Origin of the sequence: Streptomyces sp. NPDC007896, from assembly GCF_042959425.1 — a bacterium.
Taxonomy (GTDB): Bacteria; Actinomycetota; Actinomycetes; order Streptomycetales; family Streptomycetaceae; genus Streptomyces.
In genome coordinates this window covers 47,440-63,424 of sequence record NZ_JBIBKX010000024.1, presented here as the reverse complement: position 1 = coordinate 63,424, position 15,985 = coordinate 47,440, and the positions used below count along the sequence as shown (strand labels likewise).

Here is a 15,985-nt window from a genome sequence, read left to right as displayed (position 1 = left end):
CTTCCGGCCGGGAGCCGCAGAAGGTTCGGGATCGAGGAACCGGGTCATCACGTGCGGCGCGTGAGCGAGGGTTTCGCCGAGGGGCGGGCCGTCCGGCTGATCGGCTGCAGGCCCGGTCCTCCACGCCGACGCGCGGCGCGGCGTTCGGCATGCCTGCTTCCAGGCGGACCGCGAGGTCGAGCGCGGACCGGTCGGTGCCATCGGGCGATCTCCATGCGGGTCGCTTCACCGAGCCGTGGCGGAAGCCACCGGCCTGACCCGGGTGACCACACTCCACGTGGTACGCGGCATCGCGCTGTACGCGAAGAGGCGCCGGGTCTTGTCCGTCGACCACATCGACGCCGGAGGCGCCGTCCAGGAGAAGACGGTCATCGCGAACGCGGTATTTCCCGACGCAGGCTCTCCCGTTACGACATGGCTCATGGTCAAGTCGCCCGCCAAGGTCCTCGTGCCCGGCCTGCCCGAGGTCATCGGCACCCAGTGGGGCAACGGCGGCGACCGGATCTGCGCCCGGACAGGCATGCCGGAGCTGAGCACCTGAGCGGGGTCGGAGGTCAGGACTCCCCGATCAGAGCCAGACGTCGTTCGAGACGCCTCCGGAGCGGGCGAGACGGCGCCGCCGGCGCGTGGCCGGTACGGTGCAAGCGCCTCGTCACCGCGGCGGGTGCAAGCGGCTCGTCACCGCGGCGGGCCCAGGATGATCTGTCCGTACTGTTCGGCGGCCTCGGCCAGCCTCTCGGGCGTGATGGCGAAGTCCTTGGGTCGGGGGGCGGTGACATCGCGGCCGGCCTGCCGGAACATGCCCTCGATGCCGCCGGGTGTGGTGATCATCAGGAGGTCGGCGGTGTCCGAGGTGATGCGGTAGCCGTGCGGAATGTTCTTGGGCAGGTAGACGATGCCACCCTCGGACAGCTCCATCCGCTCCTCTCCGAGCCAGAGCAACGCCTCGCCCTTGATGAGCATGAAGATCTCGTCTTCGCGGGTGTGCATGTGGAAGGGCGGCGCCTCCCCCTTGGCGACGTCGAACCTTCCTACGGTGAGCTTCCCCTCCGTGGCCTGGCTGTCGAGGAGGACGGAGAACGTGCCGCCGTCGAGCCATTCGAGTGTCTGCTGTTGTTCGGGCTGGGCCAGGAATGCCATGGACACGGTGCAAGCCTTCGTTGTCTCGGCCACCCATGACGGTGGCCGACGGGGATGTGGGTTGGGGTCGCTGCGTTCGCTCGGGCCTATGCCAGGAACGGGGTGAGCACGGCGAGGAGGTCTTCGGGGAGCTCGTCGGGGATGTAGTGACCGCTGCCGGCGATCACCGCTTCCTTCACGTCGGGCACGACGGGGCGCAGGGTCTGCGCCAGGTAGCTCCCGACGCTGTACTCACCGCCGACGGCCAGTGCGGGCATCGTCAGGACGCCGCCGGCCTCACCCCAGGCCCGGTTGTCCCGGCCGTCCTGAAGCAGCGTGCGGTAGTGCTCGAAGCCGCCGCGCAGGGCGTCCGGGCCGCGCAGGGACGCGGCTATGGTGTCGACCTCCTCCGGTGGGAAGGCCTTGGGGTTGGCCGCCATCTTCGCGAACCACCAGGTCAGGAAGGCCTTTTCGTTGCCGCGGAACAGCAGTTCCGGCGCCTCGGGGGTCATGAAGAGCCCGAAGTGGAAGAGGCCGCCCGACGCCGGGTCCATGATCTCCTCCAAGCCGTACCCGGGGACGGCAAGGTCCACCAGGGCCAGCTTGTGCACCTGCTCGGGGTACAGACGGGCGTAGGAGAAGGCGACCATGCCGCCGATGTCGTGCCCGACCATGCGGACCGGACCGGTCAGTCCCAGGGACTGGAGCAGCTCGTGCACGTCGCGTGCCTGGTTGTCCTTGTCGTAGCCGGCCTCCGTGACCGCCGAACCACCCGTACCGCGCAGGTCGGGAGCGACGACGGTGTACCCCAGGTCGGCGAGGGGCCGCAGCATGTACCGCCACTCACGCCACGTCTGCGGCCAGCCGTGCAGCAGCACGACGGGTTCGCCCGCGCCGCCCACGACGCTGTGTATCAGCGTGCCGTTCGCTTCTCGGACGACCCGTGTGAAGCCCTCGGGGAGGTCGTCGTCGAAGGCCGGTTGGTTCGGGGTCTGCGGGGTGGTGCTCATCACTTCTACTTTCCGATGGGTTCCGATGCCGCCGGCGCTGGGGCGCGGCGTGGGGTGCTGGGCAGGCGAGGGTGCGAGGCGGGGTGCGGGCTTGGCTTCCCCGGACCCCGCCTGCCGTTTCGTCGGGCTGGGTTCAGTTCTGGGGGAGGAGTTCCATGAGGATGTTGATGATCTTGCTGCCGTTCGGGGTGGTCCAGTTCTGGGCGAGTTCGGCGAGGAGCTGGTTGGTGGAGGTGATGGTGGCGCCGGCCTTGTCCATGCGGCGGATGGAGATGTCGTCGGCGGTCTTGGAGGGGGAGCCGCCGGCGTCGGCGACGACCTGGACCTGGTTGCCGGCGGCGAGGGCGGTGAGGGTGGGGTAGACGGTGCAGACGTCGTTGGTGACGCCGGCGATGATGAGGTTGGTGCGGCCGGTGGCCTTGACGGCGGCGGCGAAGTGTTCGTCGTCGAAGGCGTTGACGACGCCCTGGCGCTGGACGCGGGCGCCGAACTCCTCGGGCGCGATGTCCTTCAGTTCGGGGAGGAGGGGGCCCTGGGCGTATTCCTCCATGGAGGAGGTCAGGACCAGGGGGATGTCCAGGGCCCTGGCGGCCTTGGCGAGGGCGAGGGCGTTGGCCTTCATCTCGTCGAAGGAGATGGAGGTGACCCAGCCCATGGTGCCGACCTGGTGGTCGATCAGGAGCATCGCGGTGTTGTCGGCGGTGAACGGCTGAGCGGGCATGAGGAGACCTCTTCCGGGGGTGTGGGGTGCTGCGCTACGTGCAGATTGGTTGGCGGTTCCGGCGATCGGTGGTCCCGGCGATCCCGGGCGTCGGTGCGATCGATGCAATTACTTGGCCGACCAATCTTTGTCGTCAGCGTACGCCATCGCGGAGCTATTCCCCAGCGGATCCACAAGTCGGTTCCGACCTCACCAGGCGCCACCGCGCAACCCCGCCACCCAGCCATCGTGCGCTTCACGCCCGTCCCGCGCATCACGGAGGGGGTGGCGCGTCACGGGATCGGAACTCTCGCGCAGGGCCCCGTGTGGACCCTGCGACGACGCCTCTGGCTGCGGGGAGGCTCTACGGGCCCTTGCCGACGGGGTGGCCCGGGGCACCAAATGTGGTCGGCCAATGCAAAGGCGGATGGGATGGCTTGTCGGCTGGGCCGCCGGGAAGGCGACCGTCCACGAGGAGGCTCGGCAGATAGGAGCCCACGGGCCCACGGGGGACAGCCCATCGCGGGCGCTGGGGCCGTCGGCCCCAGGCCTTCGCAGACTCCGGTGGGCAGCCGGCGCCCCTTCCTGCAGCTCGCAGCGGAGGTCGGAAGGGCGGAGGACTCCATCCACGCAGAAGCCGGGCACACGCGCCCGGCGCCGTACACATACGCACGGCAGGCGGCGGAGTGGACGTTCGTCATCCCTTCCGCCGCCTGACACACAGCCGGGTGGAGTGATGCCGTCCGTGCGTGGCTCGCCCAGGGCCTGTCTAGAAGAAGCCGCCGTCCGCCTCGATGGTGCGGCCCGTGATGTAGGAGGCGTCGTCGGAGACGAGGAACGCGGTGACGGCCGCGATCTCCTCAGGGCGGGCCAGGCGGCCCAGGGCGCCGTGCATCTTCTCCCAGGCATCCATCGAGACGTCGAGGAGCGGGTGCTTGTAGCTCAGGGCGTGGGTGTCGGCCATGTCGGTGGCGGTTCCGCCGGGGGCGATGGCGTTGATCGTGATGCCGCGTGCGCCGAGCTCCGGTGACAGGTTGAGCACCATGCTGTTCACCGCGCCCTTGCTGGCGGCGTACAGCGTGTGGTGGAAGATCGCACGGGTGGCGCTGACCGACGAGGTGAGCACGATCCGTCCGCCGTCGGGAAGGTGACGAGCCGCATGCTGGACGGCGAAGAGCTGGCCGCGGGTGTTGACGGAGAAGACCCGGTCGAAGTCCTCCGGCGTGATCTCGTCGAGGCGGCCGAAGTGTTCGATCCCCGCGTTGCTCACCAGGATGTCCAACTTGCCGTAATGCTCGACGACCTGGTCGACGAGGCGTCCGGTCTGCTCCGGGTCGGAGACGTCCGCCTGGAGCGCGATCGCGTCGGTGCCGTTCTTCTTGAGCTCCGCGACCAACTGTTCGGCATCTGCCACGCTGCTGCGGTAGTTGATCGCGACCGTCGCACCGTCCTGCGCGAGTCGTTCGGCGACGGCTTTGCCGATGCCGCGACCGGCTCCGGTGACGAGGGCTACTTTGCCAGTGAGCTTTCCCATGGTTGTTCCACTCCGTCTGGTGTGGGGGTGATGCGGGGGGAGACCGGAACGGACGCCTGCGTGCCCGCTCCCTGTGGCGGCCCGAGGTGATACGGCCACATCCCGGCTGTACCGCCTCGGCGCCGTTGGGGTCATTGCGCTGAACGGCCCGGATCGCGCTCCGGGTCCGGCACGCAGCGCCTAGTAGAGGGTCGGGTAGTCCGTGTAGCCGCGCTCATCACCACCGTAGAACGTCGCGGGGTCGGGCGAAGTGAACGGGCCGCCCTGCTGGAGCCGGCGCGGCAGGTCCGGGTTGGAGATGAAGAGCGCGCCGAACGACACCGCGTCGGTGGTGCCGTCTTCGACCAGGCTCAGCGCCTCCAGGCCGGTGGGGTTCGGGTGTGTGAAGGGGTTCAGGATGAACGTGCCCTGCCACAGCTTGCGCAGCTGGAGGGTCAGCTCACGGTCCGGGCCCTCCATGAGGTGGACGTAGGCCAGGCCCAGCGGGGAGAGCGTCGTCAGCAGCTCGCCGTAGAGGACCGGCAGGTCGCTCTCGACGATGTCGTTGAAGGGGTTTCCGGGCGAGATGCGGAAGCCGACGCGGTGGGCACCGATCGCCTCGGTCACCGCCTTGGCCACCTCCACGCCGAAGCGGATACGGCCTTGGGTCGTGCCGCCCCACTCGTCCGTACGGAGGTTGGCGTTGTCGGAGAGGAACTGCTGGATCAAATAGCCGTTGGCGCCGTGGATCTCGACCCCGTCGAAGCCCGCGGCGATCGCGTTGCGGGCGGCGGAGACGAAGTCGGCGATCGTCTGCTCGATCTCGGCCGGCGTGAGTTCCTTCGGGGTGACGCAGGGCTGCAGGCCTTCGGCGGTGAAGACCTTGGTGTCCGCGGCCACCGCCGAGGGAGCCACGGAGATCAGGCCGTCGGGCAGCAGGCTGGGGTGGCCGATGCGGCCCGTGTGCATGAGCTGGGCGAAGATCACGCCGCCCTTCTCGTGCACAGCGTCGGTCACCCGACGCCAGGCTTGCACCTGGGCGTCGCTGTGCAGGCCGGGGGTGCTGGGGTAGCCCTGCCCCACCACGCTGGGCTGGATGCCTTCGGAGATGATCAGGCCCGCCGTCGCCCGCTGAGCGTAGTAGACGGCCGTCGCGTCGGTCGGGGCCTGGCCGGGTCCGTAGGCACGGCTGCGCGTCATCGGCGACATCACGATGCGGCTGTTCAGGGGCACGCCCCCGAGGCTGAGCGGTTCAAATGCGGTGGTCACGAGACCCTCCAGAACATGGTCGACCAAACAATCTCTCCCCACTGTACATTGGTCGGCCAATTAACGTTCGCGACGCTCAGCGCATCCACGCACCAGAACGGGACGAAGCGCTCCATGCCCTCGCGCGGAGCATCAATCACCGTGCACAGCAAGGAGCTTCGAAGGGCACCGACCTCGTGCCACCTACCCTCGACGTCCCGACCCGTCCGGCGTACTTCCTCACTGGACAGCTTGATTTGCCGTCCAAAGATGCGAAACAGGCGACTCCCGGCAGGCGCTGACCTCGTGGGGCCGTGCCGTACTCGTGAGCACGGCATCGGCCGTCGAGGTCGTCCGTCCTGCCGTGATGACGACCGGATGAGCCCGCCGTCGACGAAGAGCGTCTGGCCGGTGATGAACGCGGCGTCGTCGGAGACGAGGAACGACAGCATGCCCGTGAGGTCCTCGGGGACCTGCACCCGCCGGATGGCCTGCAGCTGTGGGACCATCTCGAACGGCTCCGCGGGCCCGGCCTCCGTCGTTGCCGTCCGCACCAGACTGGGCGCGATGGCGTTGACGGTGATGCCGGCGTCCGCCAGGTCGGTGGCCAGTCCCCGGGTGAGACCGATCGCGGCCATCTTGCTCGCCACATAGTGCGAGAAGCCCGGGATGACCAAGCCGACGGAGTTCGAGGTCATGTTGACGATCCGGCCCCAGCCCCGCTCACGCATGCCCGGCACGAACGCCTTCGCCGTGTGGAACAGGGCGTCGACGTTGAGGGTGAACACCGCACGCCACTGTTCGCACGTGATCGACTCGAACGGCTGGTTGGGATAGATCAGTGAGATCGGCCCGCACGGCGATCGCTCGGCCACTCGCGTCGTGAATCTCCTTCACGACCGCGGTGCCGTCGGTCCGGTCCAGCGCCGCGACGGCGGCACCCTCGACGGCCAGGCGGAAGGCGTAGGCATGGCCGATCCCGGCGTCAGCACCCGTGATGACCGCGGTCCGGCCCTCGTGCCGCGCGGCCGTCGGGCGGTCGTCGAGTCTCGCGGGGCGCGAGTGCGGCGTTCAGGCGGTCGGCACTCATAGCCTCAGCTCGATCAAGTCTATGGGCGACCAACTAATTGCTTATGGCTATACATTGGTTGACCAAGGAACCTATTCGGGGGCGGCCATGTCCCGGCTTCGACTGTCCGACCTGGCCAAGGTCCAGGTCGGACAGTCGGCGGAAGGCAACGAGAACTACCGCGCCCGCAAGGGCGCGAGACGGCATGCGCGCCGGGGTGTCGGCCTCAAGGGCGCCGGTCCGGCGTCAGGCGGTGGAGGTGTTGTTGGCGGTGTCGGCGCCGACGGCGCCGGCGATGGGCGGCGGGGTCGTGAGGTTCGCCTCGATCCGAGCCAGTACCTGCATGGCCTGCTGGTACTCCGCTCCGGTGAAGCCGGCCGCGGTGACCTGTTCCAGGTCACACCATGCCTGCCTGACCTGGTCACGCAGCGCCTGGCCTGCGCGGGTGGCGCTCACGACGACGGCCCGTCGGTCGTTCGGAGAGGGCTTACGGGTGACGAAGCCGGACTGTTCCAGGCGCTGGAGCATCTTGGTGACGGTCGACGGATCCAGGCCGAGTGTCTTGATCAGGTCCGCTTGGCGCTGCTCGCCGCGCTCCCACAACTGCATCATCAGTAGTTCCTGGCCCGGATACAGGCCGGTGTTACGCAGCAGACTTCCGGCCAGGATTCGATGCACCCGGGCCGCTCGGAAGAGGGCCTCGCTCATCGGAGCGCCGGCGACGGTCGGTACCGCATCTTCTCTCCCCTGTACCGAATCGGATTCCTGCGGCATGACTGTCGCGCCTCCTCGTGGATGGGTCACATCCCCCCGCAGTCCGGCCGGGGAATCGTCTCGCTCCCATTGTATTGGTCAGCCAATGGAATGCCGTGGCCCGACCACCGGTGGCTTCCGGTCACGGGTGGCTACAGAACGTCAAGGAGGGGTTACAGTCGCCGCCGGAGCCTGAGGTCCGGGCGTCGTCGAGGGCGGTTGCGCGTCCGTGCCGATCATCGTGCCACCGCCCGCCGAGGCGATGGCGCCGGCCAATTCGCCGGAGGTCGACGTGATCGTGCTCGGCGGGCGGCCGCGGTACCCGAACGAGGCGCTCGTGGGTAGCACCGCCGAGCAGCAGTTGCGGTCGATCCCGTCGGATGTGGTTTTCCCCGACGCGGACGGGCTGGTCGCCGGGCGTGGCCTTTGTGTGCCGACGCTGGAGCAGGCGAAGCTGAAACACCGTGATGCTGTACGCGGCACGAACCGCGGTGGTGCCGGCCGACCACTTTGAGCTCGGTGCCGGCCCGTTCCCCTACTGGGCGCCGCTGGACCGGCCGTACACCCGGTCGTGGATGAGCAGGCGGATCCGGCGACGTTGGCACCGTTCCGGGCCGATGGCACAGTGCTGTCGGCGCCCGGTCACTTCCGCTCCAGCGCGGCCAGCCGTAGCTCAAGCTGGTCAACCCGGTGCCGTAGCAGGGTGACCTGGGCTTCCAGGCTGACTTCCCGTTCCGCCCTTCGCTGAATGCGCGGTGACGCGGCGGCGCGCTCGATCACCGCTTCCAGCTGGACCAGGCGCTGCGGCCCGTTCGGGCCGTCCACCAGCCGGGACTGGATCTCGCCGTTGCGGTACCAGGACCGCAGGGCCGAGCGGGAAACGCCGGTCTCGGCTTCCGCCTTGGCCAGCGTGACCCAGGGTGTCTCGTCCAGCTGCTCGAACAGCTCCAGCTCATTCTGCCAGCGTGCGAGCCGGTCCTCCCAGTCCGACGGTGTCTCCATCACACCCTCCCTTCAACACGGTGACCTTATCAATAACAGTGTATTGACAGGGTTGCGACCATAGAGCCATGCCATTTGAGAGGTTCACAGCGGAAGCCCGCAAGGTGGTCGTCACGGCTCAGGAGGAGGCGAGGCTGCTCAAGCACAACTACATCGACACGGAGCACATCCTGTTGGGGCTGCTCGACGCACCGGACACCATGGCGGCGAAAGTTCTGCACCAGCTCGGGTACGACAAGGACACAGCGCAGGTCGATATCGCCGCGGTGGTCAAGCCTGGCACGCAGGAGCGGAGCGGCCATATCCCGTTCGCGCCGCGCGCGAAGAAGACGCTGGACCTCGCTCTGCGCGAGGCGCTGGAGCTGCACCACACCTACATCGGCACGGAACACATCCTTCTCGCCCTGGTCAGGGAAGGTGAGGGCGTCGGCGCGAAGGTGCTTGCCGAGCGGATCAATCCGATCGGCAAGATCCGTGCCGCGGTGCTGGCGTCATTGGAGGGATCGCAGGACGTCGCGGCCGGCCCATGGCCGGCCGGCACACCTGCCACCGAGGACGCCGTGTCCACCGCCAGCGCGCTGGCCGGTGGCGCACCGGTCGGCAGCCATCACCTGCTTGAGGCGATGCTGCGGACGGAGAACAGCATGGCGGCCAGGGTGCTGCGCGAACTCGGCGTCGACCCGGACGCGGTCGCCGCCAAGATCGACGAACTGGATCCGGAGACGACCGCGGACGCGAACCCGGAGGAGGCCGCCGCGCGCAAGATGGAAATCCGGCTGGTCAACGATGAGGTGCACCTGATCCTGCGGGACCCGACAACGGTCACGATCGCCAAGAACGTCACCGAGCTGTCCGGCGGCCCGATCCAGGGCGTCGGGCCGGCGGCCGGCATGTTCGTCCCGCTCCGGCGGTCGACCAACCAGCTGCTGCTGCAGATCCAGCGTGTGCTGGGACCGGAACCCGAAGAAGAGGGCGGATCCGCCGAGAGCAACGTGGCCAAGGTCGTGCGCACGGTGCTCGCGCCCCGGCTCCGCCGGTGAACCGGCTGATCAACGGACCGGAAACTGACGGTGGGACAGGCGAGGACGGGGGCGTAGTGAGCGGCGATGCGCTGATCTCGTCGGCGACCAGCTTTGGAGACGGCGGCCGGATCGGCCGGGGCATGGTTCACAGGCGCGTTCGCCGCGCCCACCGAGGCGCAGCGAGGCGCCTGGCTGGCCGTTGCCGCCGGCCAGCACGCGCTGGTAGTCGCGCTGACCGGCTCCGGCAAGACGTCGGCCGTGACTCCCTGGGCACCGCACCGGCTGGCCACCGACCCGGTGCCGACGGATCCGCCGGCACGCTGCCGGGTGCTACGTCTCGCCGCTGAAGGCCCTGGCGGTGGACGTCGAGCGCAACCTGCGGGCGCTGCTGGCCTGCATCCCCCAGGCCTCCATCCGGCTCGGCCGGCCAGAGCCGGCGATTCACGGTCGGCAGCGCGCACCGGCGACACTCCCGCCAGCGAGAGCAGGGCGTTCCTACGCACCCGCCGGACATCCTGTTCACCGGAGTCGCTGTTCCTGCTGCTCAGTTCCACCGCGCGCGAATCACTACTGGGGGTGCGCACAGTGATCACGGACGAGGTGCACGCGGCGACCGGCACCAAGCGCGGTGCGCATTTGGCCCTGTCCCTTGCCCGGCTGGACGCGGAGCTTGGCCAACCGACACAGCGGATCGGCCTGTCCGCGACGGTCCGGCCGGTCGGGTCGGTGAGCACCTTCCTCGCCGACGAGCAGCCGGTCAAGATCGTGCGGCAGGCGAACCGACAATCGGTCCGGCTGAGGGTGGAAGTCCCGGTCGCGGACACGGCCACCCTCGGGGAGGGCACCGCCGAGGTGTCCGGCTCGGCGGCGGGACCGGAGCGGCGGTCGTCCGTCTGGCCGGACGTCGAGCAGCGGATTCGCGCGCTGGTCGACGATCGTGTTCGCCAACTCCCGTCGGCTTGCCGAGCAGTTCACCGCCCGGCTGAACGAACTGGTCGCCGAGTCGGCCGAGGCGATCGGCGCATCTGGGATCGCGTTCGGTGCCCCGCCGGTCGTGGCCCGCGCGCACCACGTCGATGTCCCACGAACAGGCAATACGGTGAATCGGAGGCAACCATGACCATCACCATCGTCGGAGCCGGACTGGGCGGCCTGGCCCTGGCCCGCGTGCTGCACGTGAACGGCATCGACGCCGTCGTGTACGAACGGGAACCGTCGCGCGGGGCGCGCGGTCAGGGCGGCATGCTTGATCTGCACTCCGGGACCGGGCAGCGGGCGATGCGCGAGGCCGGCCTGGTCGAACAGTTCCACGCGATTGCCCGTCGTGAAGGCCAGGACCTGCGACTTCTTGAGCCGGACGGCACCCTGCTGCTGCAGGAGGATACGCCCGACGATGCCCCGCTCGAGCGACCTGAGGTCGACCGTGCCGATCTGCGCAACCTGCTGCTGGACTCTCTCCCCGAACACGCGGTGCGCTGGGGGCACGCGTTCGAATCCGCCGACAACGGCCTGTTGCACTTCGCCGAGGGCAGCAGTGCGACGTATGACCTGCTGGTCGGCGCCGACGGCGCGGACTCCCGGGTCCGCACGCTGCTCACCGACGCCCGACCAGCGCACACCGGCCAGAACGTCGTTGAGCTCGGCATTCCCGACATCGACCGCACCCACCCCGACCTCGCGGCGATGGTTGGGCGCGGCAACTACTGGGTGCTCGGCAACGGACAGTCCCTGTCGGCGCAGCGCAACGGCGATGGTCGCGTACGCATCTACCTCGGCTTCTACAACACCGCCGAGGACTGGTTCGCGGTCAGTGGCATCCCGTTCGGCGACCCAGCCGCCGCCCGGGTGCGGCTGATCGACCTGTTCGCCGGCTGGGACTCACGCTTCACCGCACTGATCGCAGCCTGCGACGACACGGTCCTGCTGCGGTCGATCGCCACTCTTCCGGTCGGCCTGACCTGGCCGTCGACGCCAGACGTCACCCTGCGCACCTGATGCCGCCGGTGGGGCAGGGCGCCAACATGGCGCTGCTCGACGGCGCCCTGCTCGGCCTCGCGCTGGCCGCGCACCCGGACGACTTTCACGCCGCCGTCAAAGAATACGAACGCGAGATGTTCGAACGCACCAGCGCTGCCGGCCGGCAGTCCGCGCACGTCCAGGAAATCCTGACGTCGCCGGACGCCGGCCAGAAAATGCTCGCATTCTTCCAACCTGGCTGAATGTGACCGAATACGACCAGGCAACCGGCCGCCCAGCCAGCGCGATGACCCGCGGTTCGGGTCCCTCGGTTGTCTCACGGGATGTCACGCGACATGAGTCTCAGTGCCTGGGGCCTCTCTCAAGCTTCCGCGTGCTCGGCGGTGGATGCGTCCTCGCCTGTCCGATTGAGCATGGCCAGCCGAGTTCACCGCCGCCCTACGGGAGGGCCGTCCGTACCGCCGGCCGAAGGTCCGACGTCCGGTCTGCAGGGGCTGATGGTTCGTCGGCGAGGCCACAGCGGGGAATCGCAAGCGAGTGGACTCGGTGTACTGCTCGCCTCCCGCATCCTGGGCGGCCTGGTCGCGGATCACCCCGAGCAGAGCGGCCCCGCATAACTGCATACATTTAGAGCCCACTGTTCGAGACGTTCTCGTAAGAAGTGCCCAACCGTCTTTACGGGAGAACCCGGAGTGTGCACACTTTGACATGCGGGCCTTCGGTGGTTCAGCGCCGAATCAGCCGGTGGAGTTCAATTCCGTGGAGGGACACCATGATCGAAGTGAGCCGCACTCTTTCCGTGAACGATGGCGCGGAGCCGGTGCTCCGGGTGGACGACGTGTGGGCGGGCCTGGTCGACAAGGCCGAGAACCCGCTCACGTACGTCTCCAGCATGAGCGAGTGCGCCGTGACCGACCGGTTCGACGGCGGCCTGGTCCGCGAGGTCGTTCACGTGGGGCAGCCGGTGCGTGAGGTCGTCACGTTCTACCCCAAGCAGCGTGTGCACTTCGTGCGGACGCACGGCACGGCCAGGGGCACGATCGACAACGAGATCGGCTTCGGCGAAGCCGGAGAGTTGGCCCTGACGTTCTCCTTCCGCATCGTCGTCGACGGGGTGGAGCCGGGCAGTGCGGAGGAGAAGGAGTTCGCCTCGCACATGGAGGCCGACTACCTCGACGCGGTGCGGACGACGCTCAAGGCGGTACGCGGCCGCATCACCGGCGCCGCCACCGGAATCTCGGTCTGAGAGGACCTGCCATGACGACAGAGTTCGCCGCCAAGGTGTTCGCGCTGGTCGACGCGACCGACGCCGCCGGCTTCAGCCGGCTGTTCACCCCGCAGGGCCGCATGCGTTTCGGGAACAACGAGCCGATGACCGGACCCGAGGAGATAGAGGCCGGAGTCGGTGGCTTCTTCGGCACCATCAAGGGGCTGCGCCACACGGTCGTCCGTGAGTGGCACTCCGGTTCTGACGCCATCTTCGAGGAGATGGTCGACTACTTCCGGCTGGACGGAGACACCGTCACCATCCCGGCTGTCACCATGTGGCACGTCGACGAGGACGGCCTCATCGACGACTTCCGCGTCTACTTCGACCTTGCTCCGCTCTTCGCCTGAGCCCTCGACACGCCAGGATCACCGGCTGTCGATCCGGCCGCAGTTGCCTATGCGCGCCAGAAGGTGAATACAGTCCCGGAGCCGCCTGGGCTCGGACGGTGGCCTGTCGGCGGGTCATCGCCCGGTCCGGGCTTCTTCGCGCCCTTAATGGATACACCTCTGGGTACACTCCCGGCGTGACCAGGAATACGAGCGAATCGTCGGAAGAGCGGGAGCCGGACGGACCCGTGAAGGTGGTCGACGGCGCTCCCGCGGCCGGTGCGAGTTCCGAGGCGGCCACGGGCGGACGCCGGATGGCTCTCGACGTGCACGGCCGGCTGCGCGCCATGATCCTCAGTGGCGAACTGCCTCCGGGCTCGGCGCTGCTCCAGGCGGAGATGGCCCGCAAACTGGGCGTCAGCCGGACCCCGATGCGCGAGGCCTTCCGGCTTCTCCAGGAGGAGGGCCTCATCGACGCGAGGCCCGACCAGCGGGCCCGGGTGCGCGCGGTGGACCCCGAGGACCTGGACGGCGTGTACGGCGCTCGCATCATGCTGGAGGCGCTGGCCGTGACCACGACGGCCAAGACGCTCACCAGCGAGGACCTCGACCGCATGGGCGAGATGCTGGTGCGGATGAAGGCCCTCGCGGACGACGAGAAGCCGGACGAGTGGTACGCCGCGCACCGTGAGTTCCACCGCATGGCCACCCGGGCCGTCGGAGCACAGTTGCAGCGCACGCTGTCCTCGCTCGCCGAACACAGCGAGCGCTACGTCCGCCTTGCCCAGCTGGGCGTACCGGGGTCCCGGGCGCGGGCGCACAAGGAGCACGAGGCGCTGCTGGAGGCCCTGAAGGCGAACGACGAGGCCGAGGCCACCAAGGTCATCGCCGTTCACCTGGCGCGTACCGCCCTGAGCGTCATGGCCGATGTCGCCCCGGAGTACGAGCCCGTCACCACGCGCTCGGCCCTCAGGATCGTCGGCGGCGGGCAGGCCTGACGGCCCGGCTCGGTGCCTCCTCGTCGTAGCCGCGGCACCTCCTCGCCGTAGCATTCGGAACGAGCGAGCGAGGAAAGGGGCCGGAGCGTGGCCGCCGCCGATGTCACAGAAGAAGTGCCGCAGTCGACGGCATCCGGCCGAGGCCGGCCGAGGAAGCGGGCGAACGAGGGCGAGGCCGACTGCCCCCGCAAGGGCGAGCGCACCCGGCGGCGCATCCTGGAGGCTGCCCGCCGGAAGTTCGCCGAAGTCGGCTACGAGCGTGCCACCATCCGGGCCATCGCGGCCGAGGCCGACGTCGACAAGTCCTCGGTCATCCAGTACTTCGGCAGCAAGGACAGGCTGTTCCGCGAGGCCGTCCACTGGGACATCCCCATCGCCGAGCTCACCACAGACGACCCCGCCCAGACCGTCGAGAATCTTGTGCGAGGCATGCTCGGGGCCTGGGCCGCGGATCCGGACAGCCCCATGGCCGTACTGCTGCGCGCCAGCATGACCAGCGAAGAGGCCGCCGAACTTCTGCGCAGCCATGTCACCGCCCAGGGCGTCGACCCGGTGGCCGCCATGGTCGAGAGCCCGGACGCCCGGCTGCGGGCCGCGCTGTGCAGCGCGATGCTGATGGGCATCGCCAGCCAGCGCTATCTCCTGCGCATGCCGGACATGGCCGCCGCGGACACCGAGGACATCCTGCGCATCGTCGTCCCCGTGTTCCGCAGCCTCATCGCCCCCGAGGAGGCGGAGAAGCCGGACCGATCGGAGTCGGCAGGGGAGTGACGTCCGCGTCGCAGGGCAGCCCCTGCCGGCGTACCTCCCGGCCGCCCGTCACTCCCACCGGCCCGGGCGCTCAGACTTCCCAGTCCGCCGGCCCCAGCGTCAGTGCGACGCGGCCGACATTGCTGCCGTCCTCCAGATAGCGATGCGCGTCGGCGGCATGCGCGATGGGGAACGTCCGGTCGAGGACCGCCCGGAACCCCCGCTCGACCTGCGTCCACAGCGCCTCGACCGAGGCAGGGTTCCCGGCGCGTACGCCGATGACGCGTTGGCAGTCGGAGTACAGCCGCAGCAGGTCCAGTTGCACCTTGCCTCCGAGGAACGCCCCGGACGTGACCACGGTGCCGCCGCGGGCCAGTGCGTCGATCGTGGCTTTCCACACGGTCGGATCGCCCGGGTTGTCGACGACGATGTCGGCGCCGTGGCCGCCGGTGGCCTCGCGCACCTGTGACGCGAAGTCCGGTGCGGTGGCGTCGAGGACGACCTCGGCGCCCGCTGCCGCCAGCGCCTCGCGTTTCTTGGGCGATCGGGAGGCGGCGATGATCCGCGCGCCCAGGTGGCGGGCGAGGGCCGCCGTGGCCGATCCCAGGGCCGAAGCGGCACCCTGGACGAGCACCCAGTGACCGGGCCGCAGCCCCGCCTGGGCGAGCTGGTTGGCGGCGACCGGACCGTTCAGCGCGAGCGACGCGGCCACCGCGGGCGAGATGCCGTCCGGCACCCGGTGGACGTTGCGCGCGGGGGACACGCAGAACTGCGCGTACGCCCCCGGGCGATGGGTCCCGATCAAGCCCAGCAAGGCGCAGGCCTCCTCTCAGCCCTCGGCGCATTGCGTACACGTCCCACAGGTCACGACCGGGAACACCGCCACCCGGTCGCCGACCCGGACCGAGTCCACGGCGTCGCCCAGCGCGGCGACGACACCGGCATGGTCCGCGCCGAGGACGTGCGGCAGCCGGAACTCCGCGTACGGGTGGCGGCCCGCGCGTGCCGTCAGGTCGAGCAGGCGGCTGATGCTCACCGCGGCGCCTGGACGAGGACCTCGCCGGGACCTGGTCGGGGTGTGTCGAGCACCGCCTGTTCCGGTACATCCGGCGGGCCGAAGCGGCGGAAGACCACGGCCCGCATGGACTCGGGTACCGGCAGTGGCTCGGGCCAGTCCACCGCCGTACGGGTCAGTGTGCGGTTCATGACGTCACCCCCGGGCGCATCA

The 15,985-nt window shown here is 69.3% G+C and carries 17 protein-coding genes and 3 pseudogenes; 9 read left to right on the top strand and 11 right to left on the bottom strand.

All coding sequences use genetic code 11. The annotated features are described in order from the left end of the window. Positions 1–235 precede the first annotated feature (235 nt). The gene (locus ACFZDJ_RS47735; protein WP_391068865.1) at positions 236–541 is read left to right on the top strand and encodes a hypothetical protein; all 306 of its coding nucleotides are present in this window, start codon (positions 236–238) and stop codon (positions 539–541) included. A 137-nt stretch (positions 542–678) separates the two neighbouring features. On the opposite strand, the gene ACFZDJ_RS47730 is transcribed toward ACFZDJ_RS47735, so the two are convergent. From ACFZDJ_RS47730 to ACFZDJ_RS47700, 7 genes and pseudogenes are all read right to left on the bottom strand, one after another. Then, entirely contained in the window at positions 679–1,140 is a 462-nt protein-coding gene (locus ACFZDJ_RS47730; RefSeq protein WP_391069081.1) for a cupin domain-containing protein, read from the bottom strand. 86 nt (positions 1,141–1,226) lie between these two features. Continuing rightward, entirely contained in the window at positions 1,227–2,129 is a 903-nt protein-coding gene (locus tag ACFZDJ_RS47725; protein WP_391068862.1) for an alpha/beta fold hydrolase, read from the bottom strand. Between the two features lie 133 nt (positions 2,130–2,262). Then, entirely contained in the window at positions 2,263–2,850 is a 588-nt protein-coding gene (locus ACFZDJ_RS47720; RefSeq protein WP_391068859.1) for an isochorismatase family protein, read from the bottom strand. 748 nt (positions 2,851–3,598) lie between these two features. After that, positions 3,599–4,363 (bottom strand): glucose 1-dehydrogenase, encoded by a 765-nt coding sequence (locus tag ACFZDJ_RS47715; RefSeq protein ID WP_390940130.1) that lies wholly within the window; start codon positions 4,361–4,363, stop codon positions 3,599–3,601. Positions 4,364–4,543: 180 nt separating this feature from the next. Next, positions 4,544–5,611 carry an alkene reductase gene (locus ACFZDJ_RS47710; RefSeq protein ID WP_390940128.1) on the bottom strand — a complete coding sequence of 356 codons (1,068 nt, stop codon included), beginning with the start codon at positions 5,609–5,611 and terminating at the stop codon, positions 4,544–4,546. Further along, positions 5,608–6,544, bottom strand: a pseudogene (locus ACFZDJ_RS47705) (SDR family NAD(P)-dependent oxidoreductase). Before ACFZDJ_RS47705 ends, ACFZDJ_RS47710 begins: the two are co-directional and overlap by 4 nt. Before the next feature lie 361 nt (positions 6,545–6,905). Continuing rightward, positions 6,906–7,367 carry a MarR family transcriptional regulator gene (locus tag ACFZDJ_RS47700; protein ID WP_390940126.1) on the bottom strand — a complete coding sequence of 154 codons (462 nt, stop codon included), beginning with the start codon at positions 7,365–7,367 and terminating at the stop codon, positions 6,906–6,908. Positions 7,368–7,641: 274 nt separating this feature from the next. Between ACFZDJ_RS47700 and ACFZDJ_RS47695 the strand changes: the two genes are divergently transcribed. After that, positions 7,642–7,926, top strand: a complete 285-nt coding sequence (locus ACFZDJ_RS47695) for a hypothetical protein (protein WP_391068856.1) — start codon at positions 7,642–7,644, stop codon at positions 7,924–7,926. Between the two features lie 128 nt (positions 7,927–8,054). Here ACFZDJ_RS47695 and ACFZDJ_RS47690 read toward each other — a convergent pair whose 3' ends face one another. Next, positions 8,055–8,414: an excisionase gene (locus ACFZDJ_RS47690; RefSeq protein WP_171398244.1), complete on the bottom strand. Its 360-nt coding sequence runs from the start codon at positions 8,412–8,414 to the stop codon at positions 8,055–8,057. 104 nt (positions 8,415–8,518) lie between these two features. Between ACFZDJ_RS47690 and ACFZDJ_RS47685 the strand changes: the two genes are divergently transcribed. From ACFZDJ_RS47685 to ACFZDJ_RS47655, 7 genes and pseudogenes are all read left to right on the top strand, one after another. Then, entirely contained in the window at positions 8,519–9,454 is a 936-nt protein-coding gene (locus tag ACFZDJ_RS47685) for a Clp protease N-terminal domain-containing protein (protein ID WP_391068853.1), read from the top strand. A 240-nt stretch (positions 9,455–9,694) separates the two neighbouring features. Continuing rightward, positions 9,695–10,090 (top strand): annotated as a pseudogene (locus ACFZDJ_RS47680) (hypothetical protein); the annotation flags it as partial. A 462-nt stretch (positions 10,091–10,552) separates the two neighbouring features. After that, a pseudogene (locus ACFZDJ_RS47675) lies at positions 10,553–11,655 on the top strand (FAD-dependent oxidoreductase). A 530-nt stretch (positions 11,656–12,185) separates the two neighbouring features. After that, positions 12,186–12,659, top strand: a complete 474-nt coding sequence (locus tag ACFZDJ_RS47670; RefSeq protein ID WP_390941842.1) for an AtaL-like protein — start codon at positions 12,186–12,188, stop codon at positions 12,657–12,659. 11 nt (positions 12,660–12,670) lie between these two features. Continuing rightward, positions 12,671–13,030 carry a nuclear transport factor 2 family protein gene (locus ACFZDJ_RS47665; protein WP_391068850.1) on the top strand — a complete coding sequence of 120 codons (360 nt, stop codon included), beginning with the start codon at positions 12,671–12,673 and terminating at the stop codon, positions 13,028–13,030. A gap of 176 nt (positions 13,031–13,206) precedes the next feature. Beyond that, on the top strand, positions 13,207–14,007 hold the full coding sequence (locus ACFZDJ_RS47660; protein ID WP_391068847.1) for an FCD domain-containing protein: 801 nt from the start codon (positions 13,207–13,209) through the stop codon (positions 14,005–14,007). 87 nt (positions 14,008–14,094) lie between these two features. Continuing rightward, entirely contained in the window at positions 14,095–14,778 is a 684-nt protein-coding gene (locus ACFZDJ_RS47655; RefSeq protein ID WP_390941848.1) for a TetR family transcriptional regulator, read from the top strand. 70 nt (positions 14,779–14,848) lie between these two features. On the opposite strand, the gene ACFZDJ_RS47650 is transcribed toward ACFZDJ_RS47655, so the two are convergent. Genes ACFZDJ_RS47650 through ACFZDJ_RS47640 form a run of 3 tightly spaced genes read right to left on the bottom strand, consistent with a single transcriptional unit; the run spans position 14,849 to position 15,963 of the window. Further along, positions 14,849–15,571, bottom strand: a complete 723-nt coding sequence (locus ACFZDJ_RS47650) for a zinc-binding dehydrogenase (RefSeq protein WP_391068845.1) — start codon at positions 15,569–15,571, stop codon at positions 14,849–14,851. Positions 15,572–15,586: 15 nt separating this feature from the next. Beyond that, entirely contained in the window at positions 15,587–15,793 is a 207-nt protein-coding gene (locus ACFZDJ_RS47645) for an alcohol dehydrogenase catalytic domain-containing protein (RefSeq protein ID WP_391068842.1), read from the bottom strand. Further along, positions 15,790–15,963, bottom strand: coding sequence for a hypothetical protein (locus ACFZDJ_RS47640; protein ID WP_391068838.1), 174 nt, complete (start codon positions 15,961–15,963; stop codon positions 15,790–15,792). The genes ACFZDJ_RS47645 and ACFZDJ_RS47640 overlap by 4 nt, the downstream gene beginning before the upstream one ends. Positions 15,964–15,985 lie beyond the last annotated feature (22 nt).